The 17,147-nt window shown below is 63.2% G+C and carries 19 protein-coding genes and 1 tRNA gene; 8 read left to right on the top strand and 12 right to left on the bottom strand.

Annotated features, from left to right (window positions below):
• A partial coding sequence (locus tag LB547_RS03690; protein WP_224655893.1) for a hypothetical protein occupies positions 1 to 276 on the top strand: 276 nt, incomplete at its 5' end.
• A 104-nt stretch (positions 277 to 380) separates the two neighbouring features.
• Here the strand turns inward: LB547_RS03690 and LB547_RS03685 are convergent.
• Entirely contained in the window at positions 381 to 797 is a 417-nt protein-coding gene (locus tag LB547_RS03685; RefSeq protein WP_140515339.1) for a hypothetical protein, read from the bottom strand.
• A gap of 20 nt (positions 798 to 817) precedes the next feature.
• Entirely contained in the window at positions 818 to 1,513 is a 696-nt protein-coding gene (locus LB547_RS03680) for a metal-dependent hydrolase (RefSeq protein ID WP_140656318.1), read from the bottom strand.
• A 123-nt stretch (positions 1,514 to 1,636) separates the two neighbouring features.
• On the opposite strand from LB547_RS03680, the gene ruvX reads away from it, so the two are divergent.
• Positions 1,637 to 2,143 carry a Holliday junction resolvase RuvX gene (ruvX, locus tag LB547_RS03675; protein ID WP_140761759.1) on the top strand — a complete coding sequence of 169 codons (507 nt, stop codon included), beginning with the start codon at positions 1,637 to 1,639 and terminating at the stop codon, positions 2,141 to 2,143.
• Here the strand turns inward: ruvX and LB547_RS03670 are convergent.
• From LB547_RS03670 to LB547_RS03660, 3 genes are all read right to left on the bottom strand, one after another.
• Complete coding sequence (locus LB547_RS03670; protein ID WP_140656324.1) at positions 2,061 to 2,402, bottom strand: DUF6105 family protein; 342 nt, start codon at positions 2,400 to 2,402, stop codon at positions 2,061 to 2,063. The genes ruvX and LB547_RS03670 overlap by 83 nt on opposite strands.
• Positions 2,402 to 2,950, bottom strand: a complete 549-nt coding sequence (locus tag LB547_RS03665) for a hypothetical protein (RefSeq protein WP_140557727.1) — start codon at positions 2,948 to 2,950, stop codon at positions 2,402 to 2,404. The genes LB547_RS03670 and LB547_RS03665 overlap by 1 nt, the downstream gene beginning before the upstream one ends.
• A gap of 118 nt (positions 2,951 to 3,068) precedes the next feature.
• Positions 3,069 to 4,697 carry a DNA alkylation response protein gene (locus LB547_RS03660; protein ID WP_140557729.1) on the bottom strand — a complete coding sequence of 543 codons (1,629 nt, stop codon included), beginning with the start codon at positions 4,695 to 4,697 and terminating at the stop codon, positions 3,069 to 3,071.
• A gap of 149 nt (positions 4,698 to 4,846) precedes the next feature.
• On the opposite strand from LB547_RS03660, the gene LB547_RS03655 reads away from it, so the two are divergent.
• Genes LB547_RS03655 through dprA form a run of 4 tightly spaced genes read left to right on the top strand, consistent with a single transcriptional unit; the run spans position 4,847 to position 8,874 of the window.
• Entirely contained in the window at positions 4,847 to 5,812 is a 966-nt protein-coding gene (locus LB547_RS03655; RefSeq protein WP_140761762.1) for an aspartate carbamoyltransferase catalytic subunit, read from the top strand.
• Positions 5,809 to 7,095, top strand: a complete 1,287-nt coding sequence (locus tag LB547_RS03650) for a dihydroorotase (RefSeq protein ID WP_140761766.1) — start codon at positions 5,809 to 5,811, stop codon at positions 7,093 to 7,095. Before LB547_RS03655 ends, LB547_RS03650 begins: the two co-directional genes overlap by 4 nt.
• A gap of 58 nt (positions 7,096 to 7,153) precedes the next feature.
• Positions 7,154 to 7,741 carry a glycerol-3-phosphate 1-O-acyltransferase PlsY gene (gene plsY, locus LB547_RS03645; protein ID WP_140761769.1) on the top strand — a complete coding sequence of 196 codons (588 nt, stop codon included), beginning with the start codon at positions 7,154 to 7,156 and terminating at the stop codon, positions 7,739 to 7,741.
• On the top strand, positions 7,738 to 8,874 hold the full coding sequence (dprA, locus tag LB547_RS03640; protein ID WP_140525337.1) for a DNA-processing protein DprA: 1,137 nt from the start codon (positions 7,738 to 7,740) through the stop codon (positions 8,872 to 8,874). Before plsY ends, dprA begins: the two co-directional genes overlap by 4 nt.
• A 9-nt stretch (positions 8,875 to 8,883) precedes the next feature.
• Here the strand turns inward: dprA and LB547_RS03635 are convergent, their stop codons facing one another.
• From LB547_RS03635 to LB547_RS03615, 5 genes are all read right to left on the bottom strand, one after another.
• On the bottom strand, positions 8,884 to 9,096 hold the full coding sequence (locus tag LB547_RS03635) for a hypothetical protein (RefSeq protein ID WP_140656329.1): 213 nt from the start codon (positions 9,094 to 9,096) through the stop codon (positions 8,884 to 8,886).
• Between the two features lie 50 nt (positions 9,097 to 9,146).
• Positions 9,147 to 9,947 (bottom strand): trehalose-phosphatase, encoded by an 801-nt coding sequence (gene otsB / locus LB547_RS03630; protein ID WP_140761772.1) that lies wholly within the window; start codon positions 9,945 to 9,947, stop codon positions 9,147 to 9,149.
• Positions 9,947 to 11,716, bottom strand: a complete 1,770-nt coding sequence (locus LB547_RS03625) for an alpha,alpha-trehalose-phosphate synthase (UDP-forming) (protein ID WP_140557735.1) — start codon at positions 11,714 to 11,716, stop codon at positions 9,947 to 9,949. The genes otsB and LB547_RS03625 overlap by 1 nt, the downstream gene beginning before the upstream one ends.
• Positions 11,717 to 11,798: 82 nt before the next feature.
• Positions 11,799 to 13,961 (bottom strand): amylo-alpha-1,6-glucosidase, encoded by a 2,163-nt coding sequence (locus LB547_RS03620; protein ID WP_140525405.1) that lies wholly within the window; start codon positions 13,959 to 13,961, stop codon positions 11,799 to 11,801.
• Between the two features lie 45 nt (positions 13,962 to 14,006).
• On the bottom strand, positions 14,007 to 15,065 hold the full coding sequence (locus LB547_RS03615; protein WP_140564501.1) for a glycosyltransferase family 4 protein: 1,059 nt from the start codon (positions 15,063 to 15,065) through the stop codon (positions 14,007 to 14,009).
• A gap of 167 nt (positions 15,066 to 15,232) precedes the next feature.
• On the opposite strand from LB547_RS03615, the gene LB547_RS03610 reads away from it, so the two are divergent.
• On the top strand, positions 15,233 to 15,718 hold the full coding sequence (locus LB547_RS03610) for a hypothetical protein (RefSeq protein WP_140564500.1): 486 nt from the start codon (positions 15,233 to 15,235) through the stop codon (positions 15,716 to 15,718).
• 1 nt (position 15,719) lies between these two features.
• On the opposite strand, the gene LB547_RS03605 is transcribed toward LB547_RS03610, so the two are convergent.
• A tRNA-Lys gene (locus tag LB547_RS03605) sits at positions 15,720 to 15,795 on the bottom strand.
• A gap of 302 nt (positions 15,796 to 16,097) precedes the next feature.
• Between LB547_RS03605 and LB547_RS03600 the strand changes: the two genes are divergently transcribed.
• A complete protein-coding gene (locus LB547_RS03600) occupies positions 16,098 to 16,568 on the top strand; it encodes a BA14K family protein (protein ID WP_140669967.1) in 471 nt (156 codons plus the stop codon).
• A gap of 99 nt (positions 16,569 to 16,667) precedes the next feature.
• On the opposite strand, the gene LB547_RS03595 is transcribed toward LB547_RS03600, so the two are convergent.
• Complete coding sequence (locus LB547_RS03595) at positions 16,668 to 17,138, bottom strand: DUF6882 domain-containing protein (RefSeq protein WP_140761775.1); 471 nt, start codon at positions 17,136 to 17,138, stop codon at positions 16,668 to 16,670.
• Positions 17,139 to 17,147 lie beyond the last annotated feature (9 nt).

Here is a 17,147-nt window from a genome sequence, read left to right as displayed (position 1 = left end):
AGCGCCTTTGTCGCCGCAGACCCGCAACAACTGGCCCAGATCCTGTGCATCGAGGAGGAGCGCGTCGTTGCCCGCGACAACACGGTCGCCTTCGCGCGGCTGCGATTGCAGCTGCCACAGAGCCCGATCCGGCATCACTTCGTCAAAGCCACCGTCAAGGTCAGGCACTACCCGGATGGAACCCTGGCGATCTTTCACGGGCCGCGCCGCATTGCTCGCTACAGCTCTGACGGCGCCGCAATCGAAGACACTTGCCCCATCAGGCAAGCCGCGTGAACCGCTTCGACGCCAAAACAGAAGCGGACAGATCATGTGCTACCAAACCGGACAACTTGATTAGCTACCGACACATGTGCATGCCCACAATCGGGCAAATGACCTCACGGCGGGGCCATGCCCTCGCACAGATAGTAGCTGCCGCTGTTGCCGCTCGCCTCGCTCTCGTCTTCGATGGGCCGGACGGAGACGAGATCGATCTGAGTCGGGCTCATCTGCGTCACCGAGAGCACGTCGGGAAAAACGTAGCCCGGCTCCTGGCAAATGGCCGTCACCGCCCAGCTCGGCGAGCGTGTCGCCTTGCTGATCTGCAAGAACTCGCAATTGTATTCGACCCCTTGCAGGCCATGGGCCGACAGCACGATGTTGCCGGCATCGATCAGCGTCTGCAGGGTATCTTTCCTGGCCTGTGCGCAGAGCTCCTCGGACTTGAGGTATACTCCTTCAATGAAATCGTCCGCGGCAAGCGCCGGCGACGCCGCAAACAGCATCGAAACGCAAAGAGAGTTCCTCAAGCCCATGGTTTAATTCCGTTTTCAATTTATAGTGTGACCGCCTCGCCGATCCCAGGCACGACGACATTCACGCCCGAACCCTCCATTCCGGCGACGAATTTGTCGGGCGTCTGGTCGAGCAGGCCGAAAGTCGCATAGTGGCATGGCACGGCGACATCGAACTTGAAATAGCGGCGGCAGGCGAGAGCCGCGACAGCACCTCCCATGGTAAAGCGGTCGCCGACCGGCACCAGGCCGATCTTCGGCTCATGCAGCTCGTTGACCAGCGCCATGTCCGAGAAGATGTCGGTATCGCCCATGTGATAGAGCGTCTTGTCGTCCTGGAAATGCAGGACCAGCCCGCAGGGATTGCCCATATAGATGCCGTCCCCATAGGACGAGGAATGCAATGCCTGGACAAAAGTCGTCGTGAACGGGCCGCAGTCCACCGTGCCACCGGTGTTGCCCTGGTTGACATTGTTCTGGTCGACGCCCTGGCCGCCGAGATAGCCGCAGACCTCGGGGTTGGCGACCAGCATCGCTCCGGTCTTCTTGAGGATCTCGAGCGCATCGCCGACATGGTCTCCGTGACCATGCGTCAAAAGCACGTGGGTGACACCTTCGGCCGGGCCCTCCCAACTTTTCTTCCAAAGCGGGTTGCCGCTCAGGAACGGGTCCATCAGGATGCTTGCGCCCGCCACCTCGATCTTGAAGGCGGATTGTCCGTACCAAGTGAGTTTCATCAGCGAGTTCCTCGATTTTTGCTCCGTCGGAGGATAGAACGGCGTCAGCTCAAGAGCAAAGTGTTACGGCGTCCTCGCGTGTTCAAAACGCCGCGACGGCGCTGTCGGGTCAAAGGAAAACCGTTGGCTATCATTACCATCGAGGAATTGCCGGCGCGGCTGGCCGGCGGCAGGACGCTTGCCGGGCTCGATCTCGGCGACAAGACCATCGGCGTCGCCGTTTCGGACCGTGGCTTTTCCTTCGCGCATCCGCGCCCGGTCATCATGCGACGAAAATTCTCGCTCGACGCGGCCGTGCTGCTGGATCTGCTGCAAAAGGAGAATGCCGGCGCGGTGGTGATTGGACTGCCGGTCAACATGGACGGCTCGGAAGGTCCGCGCGCGCAGAAATCGCGCGCCTTCGTACGCAACATGGCCGCCTTGAGCGACCTTCCCTTCCTGCTATGGGACGAGAGGCTGTCGACGGTAGCCGCTGAACGGACGCTGATCGAGATGGATTTTTCGCGCGCCAAGCGCGCCGGCAAGATCGATTCGGCCGCCGCCGCCTTTATTCTGCAGGGAGTTTTGGACCGGCTTCGCTCGCTCGGTGCAGCCGCTCGAACTGCACCGGAACCGCCGCCCGCCCCCTGATCCAGCCGATGATTTCACGACGGCGGCGAAACGCCCAGATCGCCAGCAGTAGCAGGCCGTCGAATATGCAGGCTCTTCCCACCATGCCGGGAATGATTGTCGGGTCGATGCCGAGCATCTGGCCGTAGAGTTGGAAGACGAAATCATGCAACTGCCGGCTCAGCATGACGTAGCCGAAATTCATGTCGTTGAGCGACAGGTAGAACCAGCCCCAGAAAAGCGCCATCGGAGCCGCCCACAATGCGAAGATGTAACGCATCAGCGGCCTCCCTTCCGGGTCGGCTGGGTTCGGCCCGATATCAGCGAAAGCAGCGAATTGTGGGCTGCGGCCCTGGCCATGCTGTGCGCCGTGGCGTGGATTTCAACCTCATCCGATGTGGCCAGGGTGCGGCGCTCGGCAAGCATGGCGACATAGGAGGCCAGAAGTGCGGCCAATTGCACGGCGACGACCAGGAACAGCCCGTTGATGCCTTGCGCCGCGCCTCCGACCAAGATCAGCGACAGCACGCCGGAAGCGCTGATGAAGGCGATGCGGGCAACGCTGTCGGCGCCCGGATTGCTGGCATTGTTGATCAGCGCCTCGACAAAAGCCCAGAAGAACAGCACCGCCACGACAAGCAGGGCCGTTGCCAGAGGCGCAACCACGACGACATTTTCGAGATCGACGAAGCGGGCGCTCTCGATCGTCACGCCCAGCACCCCAAGCGCCCCGGCCACGCCGCGGTTTCCATCGATGCAGATGATCGCCAGCAGGGCGAAAACGATCGTCCAGTGCAAGGCGAGAAAAGAGGTCAATACCTGTCGCATCGTGATTCCTGCTTCGACAGGAATGACAGTGGGCTTTGCCGCCAGCCCTCGCAACGGAAACCATTTGTTAAGGTTAACGGCGCAAGGGAATGACCAAGGCGTGGTCCATGGCTGCTGCTCAGGTGGTTGGCGGATAGAGCGTGTCGATGATCATGCGCGCATCATGGCGCGAATCGAGCATGCCGTAGGTGTTGCGCCACTGGCCCGCCAGCCGCGTCTCGACGAAGGCATCGGCGATCCGCCCTGCCCCCAACCGGCGCAATTCCGCCGCCGCCGCCGACAGCGCCAGTTGCTCCGTCAGCAGGCGGGCCGAGCCTTCGTCGGTCGCGGCGACTTGCATCGCCGCCTTCAGCACACCGATGGTGCCGCGTCCGCCCGCGCCCAGGTCGCGATCAATGCCGGCAAGCACCTCCTCGAACAGGCCCGGCGCGCGGCCAAGCACGCGCAGCACATCCAGCGCCATGACATTGCCCGATCCTTCCCAGATAGCGTTGACCGGAGCTTCGCGATAGTAGCGGGCGAGCGGCGCCTCCTCGACATAGCCGTTGCCGCCGAGGCATTCCATCGCCTCGTAGAGCAGCGGCGGCGCGATTTTGCAGACCCAATATTTGACGACCGGCGTCATGGCACGGGCAAAGGCCGCCTCGCCGCGATCGCTCGCCGCCTCGTCGAAGGAACGCGCCAGCCGGAACGACAGCGCCGTGGCAGCGGCGACGTCGAGCGCCATGTCCGCCAGCACGCGCTGCATCAGCGGCTGCTCGATCAGGTTGGTGCCGAACACCTGGCGATGGCGGGCGTGATGAACGGCTTCGGCCAGACCCGCCCGCATGATCGCCGAAGACGCCACGGCGCAGTCGAGCCGGGTCAAGGTCACCATATCCATGATCGTCTTCACGCCGGCGCCCGGCTCGCCGACCATCTCACCGATCGCGTTGACGAACTCCACCTCGGAAGACGCATTCGACCGGTTGCCGAGCTTGTCCTTCAGGCGCTGGAAACGGAAGCCGTTGCCCGAGCCGTCGCCAAGGACGCGCGGCACGAGGAAGCACGACAATCCCTCCGGCGCCTGCGCCAGCACCAGGAATGCATCCGACATCGGCGCCGACATGAACCATTTATGGCCGGTCAGGCGATAGAAGCCGCTGCCGACGCGCTCGGCCTTCGTCACATTGGCGCGCACATCCGTGCCGCCCTGTTTCTCGGTCATGCCCATGCCAAGCGTAAGCCCGGTCTTCTCGACCGGCGGCTTTTGGCTCTGATCGTATTTGCGCGTCGTCACGCGCGGCGCCCACTCGCGGAACAGTTTCGGGCTCGCCATCAGCGCTGCCAGCGAAGCGCTGGTCATGGTGATGGGACACAGATGTCCGGTCTCGAGTTCGGCCGTCAGGTAGAACCGGGCCGCGCGCACCTGATGGCGGCGGCCGATCTCGGCATCGCCGTTCTCCCAGACCGAGGAGTGCAGCCCGTTGGCTACGGAACGGCGCATCAAAGCGTGATAGGCGGGGTGAAACTCGACCAGATCGATGCGCCGGCCCTGGCGATCATGCGTCCTGAGCCTCGGCGTTTCGACATTGGCGAGGCGGGCCAGTTCCTGGGCCTCCTGCGTCAGCACGAAGCGGCCGAGCCCGTCGAGATCCTTGCGCACCGGATCGGAAAAGCGCTCGGCAAGCTGGATCAGCAACGGATCGCCCCGCCAGGCGTTGCCGCCTGTCAGCGGCGGCGGCTGGTTCGTCACGTCGTCGGTCACGCTTCATCCTTACTGCCAGGCGGCTACGAATCCGGAGCCATCGGCTAGATATAGCCCAAGGCTCGCGACGAAAATACCGGGGAGAACAGCCGCAATCCAAAGCTGGCGCTTGCAGCCATGGAACGTCCACCCTATAGCAGCCCCTTGAGATGACCGACGCTTCGTCCCTGCCACTCTATCCCCACCGCCATCTTCTGGGCATCCGCGATCTTTCCCCCGCCGACATCGAGCTTCTGCTCGACAGGGCGGACCGGGCTGTCGCGATCTCGCGGCAATCCGAGAAGAAAACCTCGACACTGCGCGGCCGCACCCAGATCAACCTTTTCTACGAAGCCTCAACGCGGACGCAGTCGTCGTTCGAACTGGCCGGAAAGCGTCTCGGCGCCGACGTCATGAACATGTCGGTGGCGAGTTCCTCGGTGAAGAAGGGCGAGACGCTCATCGACACGGCCATGACGCTGAACGCCATGCGGCCCGACATATTGATCATCCGCCACGAGTCGGCCGGTGCGGCCGCCCTCCTGGCGCAGAAGGTCGGCTGCTCCGTGGTCAATGCGGGGGACGGCGCGCACGAGCACCCCACACAGGCGCTGCTTGACGCGCTGACCATCCGTCGCGCCAAGGGTCCGCTGTCGAAACTGATCGTGGCGATCTGCGGCGACATCCTGCATTCGCGCGTCGCCCGCTCCAACATCATGCTGCTCAATGCGCTCGGCGCGCAGGTGCGCGTCGTCGCACCCTCGACGCTGCTGCCTGCGGGCATCGACAGGATGGGTGTGATCGTCACCGGCTCAATGGCCGAGGGCCTGAAAGATGCCGACGTGGTGATGATGCTGCGCCTGCAGCGCGAGCGAATGGAAGGCGCCTTCGTGCCTTCGGTGCGCGAATATTTCCGCTATTTCGGCCTCGACGCCGAGAAGCTGAAGGCCGCGAAAGACGATGCGCTGGTGATGCATCCGGGCCCGATGAACCGTGGCGTCGAGATCGCTTCGGAAATCGCCGACGGCCCGCAGAGCGTCATCCAGGAACAGGTCGAGATGGGCGTCGCCGTGCGCATGGCGGTGATGGAAGCGCTGCTCGATCCGCGCCGCAACCATGAGGGCCGCGGCGCATGACCATTACGGTGTTCGAGCGCGCCCGCATCATCGACCCCTCGCGCGGCGTAGACGAGACCGGGACGGTCATCGTCGACGGGAAGAAGATAGCCGCCGCCGGCAAGGCTGCGCTGAACCAGGGGGCGCCCGAGGGCGCCACCATCGTCGACTGCGCCGGCAAGGCGGTGATTCCAGGCCTGATCGACGGCCGCGTCTTCATCGGCGAACCGGGCGGCGAACATCGCGAAACGATCGCGTCGGCAAGTGTCGCCGCGGCTGCCGGCGGCGTCACCTCGATCGTCATGATGCCCGATACCGATCCGGTCATCGACAATGTGGCCCTGGTCGAATTCGTGCTGCGCACCGCCAAGGACACGGCAATCGTGAATATTTTCCCGGCCGCCGCCATCACCAAGGGCCTCGATGGCCGCGAGATGACCGAATTCGGCCTGCTGCGAGAGGCCGGCGCCGCCGCCTTCACCGACGGCCGCCACACCATATCAAGCGCGCTGGTGATGCGCCGGGCGCTGACCTATGCCCGCGATTTCGGCGCAACCATCGTGCACGAGACCCAGGATGCCGACCTCGCGTCGTCGGGCGTGATGAACGAGGGACTCTACGCCAGCTGGCTAGGACTTTCCGGCATTCCGCGTGAGGCCGAAACCATCCCGCTGGAGCGCGACCTTGCCCTGGCGCGCCTGACGCGCGGTTCCTACCACGCGGCAAAGATATCGACGGCGATGGCGGCGGCATCGGTGGCGCGCGCGAAGGCCGACGGCGCGACCGTCACATCGGGCGTATCGATCCACAATCTGTCACTCAACGAAAACGATGTCGGGGAATACCGGACCTTCTTCCGCCTGACGCCGCCGCTGCGCGCCGAGGAAGACCGTCTGGCGATGATCGAAGCGATCAGGGATGGCACGGTCGACATCATCGTCTCCTCGCACGATCCGCAGGACGTCGACACCAAGCGCCTGCCCTTCGCCGACGCGGCAGCCGGCGCCATCGGGCTGGAAACGTTGCTGGGCGCGGCCTTGCGGCTCTACCACAATGGCGACGTGCCGTTGTTGCGGCTGATCGAGACCTTGTCCACGGCGCCGGCAAGGCTGTTCGGCCTGCCTGGCGGCACGCTCAAGCCCGGCGCTGTCGCGGACCTTGCGCTTGTCGATCTGGATGAACCCTGGATCGTCAGCGAAAGCGGCATTCGCTCGCGCTCGAAGAACACCTGTTTCGAAGGCGCGCGCCTGCAGGGCAAGGTCTTGCAAACGCTGGTGGCGGGCCGCACAGTGTTCTCGGTCTGAGCTGGCGGCGGCGCATCGCGCCGAATTCAGCCCGTCAGGGGGAAATGCGGGGGGAACAATGACTTACAACCTGATCCTGGCGCTGGTGCTCGGCTATTTCTTGGGCTCGATTCCGTTCGGGCTTCTGCTGACCCGTGCGGCAGGGCTTGGCGACGTGCGCCAGATCGGCTCCGGCAACATCGGCGCGACAAATGTGCTACGCACCGGCAACAAGGGCCTTGCCGCGGCCACGCTGCTGCTCGACGCGCTGAAGGGCACGGCCGCGGTGCTGATCGCGGGCCATTTCGCGCCCGAACTCGGCGCTTGGGCCGGCCTTGGCGCCTTCCTCGGCCATCTCTTCCCGATCTGGCTCGGATTCAAGGGAGGCAAGGGCGTCGCCACCTATCTCGGCGTGCTGATCGGCCTTGCCTGGCAGGTGGCGCTGATCTTCGCCATCGTCTGGCTGGCCATGGCATTCCTGTTCCGCTACTCCTCGCTTGCAGCGCTGACGGCCGCGGTCGCCGTGCCGATCGCCCTCTATTTCCTGAGCACACCGCAGATTGCCGCATTGTTCGTCGTGATGAGCCTGATCGTCTTCATCAAGCACCGGGCCAACATTTCACGCCTGCTTGCCGGCACCGAGGGCAAAATCGGGGCGAAGGAGTGAGCAAGCCGCTCGCCGGACCGCGCCTCAGCGACCGGCAGCGGTTGAGCTGGCTGCGGCTGATCCGCACCCAGAATGTAGGTCCTGCCTCCTTTCGCGACCTGATCAACCGCTTCGGTTCGGCCGAAGTCGCGCTGGAAATGCTGCCGGAACTGATGATTTCGGGCGGCGCCAGCAGGATCGCCCGCATTCCCTCGATCGCCGAGGCCGAAGCGGAACTGGAGGCCGCAAGGCTGGCAGGCGCCCGCTTTGTCGGTATCGGCGAGCCGGACTATCCCGCCCTGTTGAAAAACATGGACCATCCGCCGCCGCTGCTGGCGGTGAAAGGCGAAGGCGCGGTGTTTCGGCTGCCCGCGGTGGCTATCGTCGGCGCCCGCAACGCCTCGCTCGCCGGCATCAAGATGGCGCGCATGCTGGCGACCGACCTTGGCCGCGACGGTTACGCCATCATCTCCGGCCTCGCGCGCGGCATCGACACTTCAGCACATCAGGGCAGCCTCTCGACCGGCACGATCGGCGTGCTGGCCGGAGGCCTCGATCTGCCCTACCCGCCTGAGAATGCCGGCCTGTGCGACGAGATCGTCGAGCGCGGCGGCGCCATCATTTCGGAGATGCCGTTCGGCTGGCAGCCGCGTGCCCAGGATTTTCCGCGCCGCAACCGCCTCGTCGCGGGCGCGGCAGTCGGTCTGGTGGTGGTCGAGGCGGCGCAGCGTTCCGGGTCCCTGATCAGCGCCAGGCTCGCAGGCGAAATGGGCCGGCTGGTCTTCGCCGTACCCGGCTCGCCGCTTGATCCACGCGCCGCCGGCACCAATGGCCTGCTCAAGGACGGTGCCACCTTGGTCACCGAAGCCGCCGACATTCACAGGGCAATCGCGCCGCTGACCGGTTTGCGGGCCCCCGAACTGCCGCCCTTTGAAGATCCCCCCGATTTCTCGGCCACGCCGCCACCCGGCGAAAACGACCGCGCCAGGGTGACCGAAGCGCTCGGCCCGACGCCGGTGGCGATCGACGAGATCATCCGCCACACCGGCCTGCATCCGGCCCAGGTGTTCATGGTGCTCCTGGAGCTCGACCTCGCCGGCCGGCTCGAACGGCATGCCGGCGGCAATGTCTCGCTGGTCTTCGCGGAAGGCTGACAGCCTCCGTCAGTGGTGATCGCGCTTCTTCTGTTCGGTCTCGGTATAGTCGGGCGTGTTTGCGCCGAACAGGTCCCTCTCGACGGCCTTTCGCCAGACGGCGTCGGCATCTTCGGGACGTGATGGATCGAAAGTTGTCTCGGTGTCCTGCATACGCCGGCGCGAACGCCGCCAGAGCCATGCGGGCATGATCTCGTGAATGAGGCTGGTGAACTGGACCATTGATCAACTCCTGAAACCCGTTCTTAAAAGACGCAAAATGCGTTGCGGCCTCAACTCCGGACAGGGGACTGGACCGCCTCCTCAAACCGGCCCGTGCCGGATCCGTCGTGGCATAGGGATTCGAGCCAGGCCAGGGTCTCGGCGACATCGGCCAGCGCGTGGCGCGCCACGGTTTTCCCTTGCGGTTTGATGCGGACCGAAATGCCATCCATTTCATTGACGGCTTCGAAGCCGTTCTCATCCGACGTGTCGTCTCCGAGGAATACGGGAATCCGCCCCCGGAAAGCCGGCAACTCGCAGAAACGCCTGATTGCCGCTCCCTTGGCCGCCTCGAGCGGCATCAGTTCCACCCCGGCATTGCCGGCAAGAACCCGATATCCTCGCGGAAGCCGCTCCAGGGCCTGTTCGACCAGTTGCGTCGCCCGTTGCAGCAACTGCGGCGCCGCACGCGTATGAATGGCCAGGATCGGGCCCTTGCGCTCGATATAGACATCCACATTGTCCAGTTCCGCCTCGATTTCCTCGGCAAGCGCGGCAATGTCGGCGGGCTCGTCGGCCGCCTCGACGGGCCCGTCACGGACAAGCCGGTGCTCCAGGCCGTATAGACCCGCAGCCGGCAGGCGCAACGGCTGGAAGAGCCGGTCGACGGCGGAAACGGATCTTCCTGTAATGAAAGCCAGAGCGCCAGCCAGACGCCCGTCCAGCCTTGTCAGCATGCTTCGCAACGCATCACCGACGACCACCGCGTCGGGATGCGCGGCATGTTCCAGAAGCGTACCGTCAATGTCCAGGAAGAGTGCCCATCGGCCTTGCGGGACGGTCGGCACGGACAGATTTGCCGATCCCGACATCACAGCGCCGCGACCCGTTTGCGATCAAGCAGCGATATCACATTGGCCGCGGCAACGGAGCCCGGCCCGGCGGGGTCGATCGCGATTCGCTTGCGCAAGCGGGCGGCGTCGAGAAGCATGCTGCCCGCCCAGCGATAGACATTGTTGTCGCGGACGATCTCGCGCATGCGCTGCATGCGCTGGCGCTGCTCGGCGGGCACCATGGTCAATGCCTGCAGCAACGCCTCGGCCATCATCGTCGCGTCGTAAGGATTGACGATCAGTGCCTCGAGAAGCTCCTTGGAAGCGCCGGCAAACATGCTGAGCATCAGCACGCCCTGCTCGTCGTCGCGTGCGGCGACAAATTCCTTGGCGACCAGGTTCATTCCGTCGTGCAGGCTGGTCACCATGCAGACATCGGCGGCTCGGTAGATTTCGTAGACCTGCTCCTGGGAATGGTGTTCAGCCACCATCAAGACAGGCGTGTAGCCGTCCCGGCCATAACGCTCGTTGAGCTCCGCCGCGCAACGCAGGCATTCCTCGTGCAGTTGCTGGTAGGCCGGCAAGGTTCCACGGCTTGGCGCCGCGATCTGCAGGAAGGCCACCTGGCCGATCCACTCCGGGTGTTGCTTGAACAGTTCGTCCAATGCATGAAACCGGTCGAGAATGCCTTTCGTATAATCGAGGCGCTCGACGCCGACACAGAGGCTGACATTGTCCGCCAGCCCGAATTTTTCGCGAATTCGCGCGCGGCACTGCGCGATGGCGGGCAATTTCCCGAGTTGAGCCGGCGGCCACTCTATCGAGATCGGATAGGCGTGGACCAGGCTGGTCTGGCCGCCATAGGAGATCGCCGAATCCTCGCGCTCGATCCTGCTTTCCAGGAAGCGGTCGACGCTCTCGATGAAGTTGTTGCAGTGGAACTGCGTATGAAAGCCGATGATAGAGCTCCCCAGCAGGCCGTCCAGGATCTTTTCCCGCCAGGGGCAGATGCTGAAGACTTCCGAATTTGGCCACGGAATGTGCCAGAAGGTGATGATGATCGCATCGGGCAGGCGTTCCCGGATCATTCGCGGCAGCAGCGCGAAATGATAGTCCTGGACGAGGACGATCGGGCGTTCGTTCCGCGCTTCGGCAACGACGGTATCGGCGAATTTGCGATTGACGGCTTCGTACGTTTCCCAGTCGGACGTGCGGAAGACGGGCCGCGTAAAGGCTATGTGGCACAGGGGCCAGAGACCCTCATTGGCAAAGCCCAGATAATAGCCTTGCTGTTCCTCGTCGGTCAGCCAGACACGGCGCAACGTGTAGGATGGGTTCTCAGGTGGGACCTCGATGCGGTCGTTCTGGTCGACGACGAGATGATCCGCCGAGCCGCCGCCATAGGCTATCCAGGTTCCCGCGCAGGCACGGGTGATCGGCTCCAGCGCCGAGACAAGTCCACTGGCCGGCACAACCAGGTCGACATTGTCATCCCTGAGATTGTGAATGTAGGGCTCGCGGTTGGAGACGACGATCACTTGCGCATCCGGCAGTTCCTTCGCCAGGATTTCGCGCAGTGTCGAGGGCGACCAGTTGACGAGCGCCGCGTCGGCGGAATGGCCATTCTTTTCGAACTCCCGCAATACGACACGAGCCGGTGGAGGCTCGACATTCGCCGGTTCCGGCGGGGTCCGGCGGGATCGCAGCGCGGAAATCACCAAGGCAACAAGGGAAACGCAGAGGCTGGCAAGAATGACGAACCATAGAGCGGAGGCAGAGTGGAGGAAGTCAAAATTGTTGTCTGGCATCGATGTGAATTGCTCCGGCCTAGGTCGCGCCTCTCCGCGGGGGAGATGGTGCAACGCACGTCGCCGGTGATGGTTCCGGTTTTTAGCTGCGCACGATCAAAGGCGCCAACCCTTCATGGCGGTCGGCCAGGAACGCGCCCACACGATCTCCTACACGCTGGAACGTCAGGTCGACTGCCGTGCCCGCCACCGCGAGATGGCGGATCACCAGGCTGTCGATGCCGATTGGCAGGCGCGGCCTTGTGACATGGATTTCGCCGGCCCAGCCGTCGATATGGAGGCCCAGACAGGCCTGCATCAGCATGAAGGCGGAACCTGCCGACCAGGCCTGCGGCAGGCAAGCGACCGGATACGCGATCGGCGCCTCGCCCGGTGCGCGGGTGAAGCCGCAGAAAAGTTCGGGCAGGCGCATGTTGAAATGGACGGCGGATTCGAACGTCCCGCTCATCAGCCGCACCACATTGTCGCGAATGCCGTACCGCGCAAGGCCTGCCGCGCATATCGCCGTGTCGTGCGGCCAGATGGAGCCATTGTGATACGACATGGGATTGAAGAATATCGCGTCGTCGGCGAGCGTCCTCAATCCCCAGCCGGAGTGAAAAGAAGCCGACAGCAACTGATCGGCGACGATCCGCGCCCGATCCGGATCCGGAAGCCCCACATAGAGCAGATGTCCAGCATTGGACGTGCGCACCTCGCATGGTCGGCCGTCGCCATCGAGCGCCAGCGCGTAGTAACCCAGCTCTTCGATCCAGAAATGACTTTCAACCCGCCGGCGGATCTCTTCGGCCCGCCTTTCCCAGCCTTCCGCCTTTTCTGTCTCGCCTCGCCGGCGAGCCAGTCTCGCCAGCCCCTGGAACGCCGCGAAGACGTAGCCCTGCACCTCGACCAGCGCGATCGGCCCCTTCGGGATACGACCGTCTGCATGAAAGACCGAATCAAAGCTGTCCTTCCATCCCTGGTTGGCGAGGCCTGACTCCGCCGCACGCCGGTAGGTGACGAATCCGGTCGAAGCGCTTGCCGCCTCGATCCATTCGGCGGCTGCACATAGCGACTGCCACAGGCCGTCGATAAAGACCATGTCGCCGGTGCGGTCCGCGTAAGCGCAGGCGAGATGAACGTAGAGCGGGGTGGTGTCGACGCCGCCATAGTAGCGGCCGAACGGCAACTCGCTCAGCGCCGTCATTTCACCTTTGCGCGTTTCATGCATGATCTTGCCGGGCTGAGAGTCGCTGAAGGGCGAGGTTTCGGTCGCCTGATGTTGAGCGAGAAAGGCAAGCACGCCGCGCGCCAGGCCGGGATTGAGCCAGAGCATCTGCAACGCCGAGATCACGCCGTCTCTGCCGAAGGCCGTCGAGAACCACGGAATGCCGGCATAGGGATAAGGGCCGGTCGCAAGTTCGGTGGTGAGCAGCGCCACATCGGCACGGGCGCGCTCCATCCAGTCGTTGAACACCCTGCCCGAACTGTGCAGCGTCGCGCCATGGCGGCGCTTGGCGCGCATGCCGAAACGCGCGCGCGCCGCTGCGGCGCGAAACCGGTCGCGGTCGGGCACATCGGCCATCTCGCTGCCGACCTCGACATACAGTGTCTTGCGGCTGCGTTTGGTGACTGCAATGAAGAAATCCGCCCGGTCGGAGGTCAATTCGTCGGGTTTCTGCGAAAACGATATCGTCGACGTACGCACCACCTTGTCCAGGCCTTCATAGCGAAGCAGAACCGAGTTCTGGTCCATCTCGGCGGTATGGGCGGTGCCTCGTTTGGCGCGTGTCGAGCCACGAACTTCGAACATGTCGCGGAAATCGGCGGCGAAGCGCAGCGAAAGCAGGACGGTCGAATGTTCCTGGCTGTAGTTGGAAAGGGTCAGGCGCTCATACAGCCGGTCCTCCCACAGCAGCCTGACACGCTCGATGTGGATCGCTCCTTGCGGGATGGGACGGCCGCCGGCACTCTCTATAGGCAGATTGGTCAGGTTGGAGGTGAACAGGACATTGTCCTGGCTCAGCGATGCGCCCAGCAACGACGTCGAACGACCGCCCACCGCGAGGCGGAATTCGGAAAGCACGCGCGTGTCGTCGCGGAAGAAGCCGTCGCCCACACCGCGTATGTCGCCATAGGAATCGGCGACGGCGAAGCAGTCGCCATGCTTGAGTGCGAAGAGCCGGTGCGGTTCCCTCGGCGCGGTTTCGTCCAGGGAGGCCAGGGCTATTGCGGGATCAAGCTTGCGCTCGTCAAGTTGGGTGATGGTCAAGAAGACTGTCCCGTGCTTGTTTCTGAACGGGGCACTGTACTAGGAAGCCCTGATTTGTTGAGTGTCGATCGCCTGTGAATAGGTGGCGACATAGTCGCGCGCCATGCGGTCGGCCGAGAACCGTCCTTCGAAAACGGCCCTTATCCGGCGCCTGTCGAGCTGAAGCAGGGCCGGCATGGTGGCGACGGCATCCTCGAGGGTTTCGACGACGAAGCCGGTCACACCGTGATCGATGATCTCGGGCATGGCGCCGCAGCTCCAAGCCATGACAGGGGTTCCGCAGGCCATCGCCTCGATTACCGCCAGACCAAAAGGCTCGGGCCAGTCGATGGGGAACAGCAAGGCAGCGGCATTGCCGAGAAACCTGCTCTTCTGGTCCTCGCTGATCTCGCCGACATATTCGACCCGATCGCCATCGATCAGCGGCTGGACGACCTCCTCGAAATAGGCCCGGTCGCCGTCGCCCACCTTGGCCGCGAGCTTGAGCCTCAGGCCCGTGCGCCTGGCAATCTCGATCGCCCGGTCCGGCCGCTTGTCGCGCGACATCCTGCCGAGGAACGCCAGATATGTGCCGTCGGAGCCGGCTTCAAAATCCGGCCTATAGAGATCGAGCGGCAGCCCATGATGGATGGTCGCCAACCAGTTGGCGGACGCGAGCCTCGTCCTCTGGCTGCGTGAAATGGAAATCATCGGAAAACGCGGGAACCGCTCATAGGCCTGTGCCAGATCCACATAGTCCAGCCTGCCATGCGGCGTCGTCACCGTGCGCTCCGGCATATGGCGGAAAAACGGGAAATGCAGGAAGTGGCTGAGATGGAAGTGAAGAATGTCGAAATCGTCGGCCTGTCTCCTGACTTCCTCGAGCATCGAAAGATGCGCCGCGATCTCCGACTTCAACGGCCGGGGATCGAGGCGCAGCGCCCGTTCCCGGCACGCGACCAGCCGGGCGGAGGTCCTGGTATCGCCGCTGGCAAACAACGTTACATCGTGGCCGAGCCCGACCAGAGCTTCGGTGAGATAGGAGATGATGCGTTCGGTGCCTCCATAGAGCCTTGGCGGCACGGATTCATACAGCGGCGCGATATGGGCGATCTTCATTGGCCTGCGTTCCCTCAATAAGCTGGTCAAAGGCAAAAATGCATCAGCGGCGCGATCGTTCCTCCGCTATCGGCAGATGCGTCATTTCTCATGTTTGATGTTCTTCCGGGCGGCCCTATCTCTTTAGGTGCTGCTCCTGCGCGCCATGACGACCCGAGGAGGTTCCGATGCAGCAATCAAAGGACATTGCAGCCCGCCGGCTTGACATGATCATCGAACAATATGTCGAAGCTAGAAAACAGCGCTTCGGCTATGTTTCGACGGACCAGGCCGCCAGGGTGATTCACAGAATCCTGAAACCCACGCCTTCCGACCCCAGCTTTTCGGACCACGAACTCGACGACATGGTCGCGGCCCTCGCCGTCAAGAACGGGTTGGCCGTCGTCTTTGACCGCGGCATCAGAGGATCGGTCGGCGGCACCGAGGCGGAGCTGGACAGAAAGGATCCGACCATGAGAGCACCAGCGGAAGGCCCCGACGTTGCCGGCGCGGTGGACGCGATCCTGATTCAGCAAAAAACCGCCCCGCTTTCGATGAGCGCGATGATCTCCCTGCTGCGCCAACGCACCGGCACCACCCGATCGGACGCGGATCTGGAAGGACTGATCGCCAAAAAAGCCGCTGTCCTGAACGTGCATTTGTCACGGGACTGAGTGGTGAGCGCGTCGGGGTTCGAACCCGAGACCTACTGATTAAAAGTCAGTTGCTCTACCGGCTGAGCTACGCGCTCCCGTGGGCTGGAAACGGCGCCCTCGAAATTGCGCGGAACATAGGGAGAGTGCCTCGACCGGTCAACCGGAAAAAACGGGGCCACCAAGCCATGCGTTCCCGCCGTGCCGGCTCTCCCGGCCGACCGTTTCGGCAAGGACATGCCGAACCTTTGCCAGCCAGGCGAAGACCCTGTGGCCTCCATCGATCCCAAACCGGAGAAACATTACAAATCAGCAACTTGCCTTTTTTTTTCCAGGAACAATTCGCGAGCGTGTCCGTTTCCTCCGCCACAAGGGACGTCAACCTCTCAAGGAGAAGATCATGAACAAAGTCCTGTCGGGTTTGCTGGCGACCACACTGTCAGCTTCGTTCGCAGTGGCGGCGGCCATGCCGGTCGAAGCCGCACCGGCCTATGTGCCGCAGCCTGCATCGGTCTCGTCCGATGTCCAGACCGTGCAGTACAGGCCCTGGGAGCGGCGCCGTAACTTCCGCGGCGAGTTTCGCGGCAACCGCAACTTCTACCGCGACAACCGCGGAGCCTACTGGAACGGCCATCGCGGCTACCGTGAATATCGCCCGGGCTATCGCCGTCACGGCGATTTCTGGTTCCCGCTGGCTGCTTTCGCCACTGGCGCGCTGATAACCGGCGCGATCGCCAACAACCGGAACCGCGTCTATGAAGGCAATTCGCACGTGCAGTGGTGCTATGACCGTTACCGTTCGTACCGCGCATCCGACAACACGTTCCAGCCGTATAACGGCCCGCGCCAGCAGTGCATTTCACCGTACTGATGTGCGCCAGTGTTCGTCAGAGGGATAGAAAGTCAAAGCCCGTGCCGGAAATGGCGCGGGCTTTCTGTGGTGCGAGAGCGGTCAACAGGTAGACTGTGATCAGCTGGCCCAATTGATGGTCTTGACCATATAATAAAGCCCGCCACCTTCACCACGGGGTGATCGGTACGCTCCGACGGCATCGCAAATTCGAACCATGACGGCGGTCAATTCCCAACCCAGCACTTCCAGCTGATTGCCCGCATCTATCACGTAAGCCTGAGCCAGTTCGTCAATGCCGTTCTTCTCGCCGAAGAACCGAACCAGCTTTGCATCTCTAAGAAGACTATCGGGCAGATTTGAATTTGCCCACGCCCAGAGCCAGTTCTGTGCCTTGACATTCGTGGAACCGGCGATCTGGATTTCGGTGATCACCTTGATCGCTCCGTCCTTGGAAAACAAGAGCTTTCCGTTGCTCAAGTCATAGCGCGACCAGTGGCCGATGCGGAATTCTTCCTCCAAGCGCTTATTCTTGGCCTCAAGTTGTTTGATAGCCTCGGCGCGCCAAGCAGAGTACCAGTTTGGCTTCATTTCCCCCTC

It is taken from the genome of Mesorhizobium sp. B264B1B (assembly GCF_020165765.1).
Lineage (GTDB): Bacteria > Pseudomonadota > Alphaproteobacteria > Rhizobiales > Rhizobiaceae > Mesorhizobium.
The sequence above is the reverse complement of the archived record's forward strand: the minus strand, read 5'-3'. Positions and strand labels throughout refer to the sequence as shown.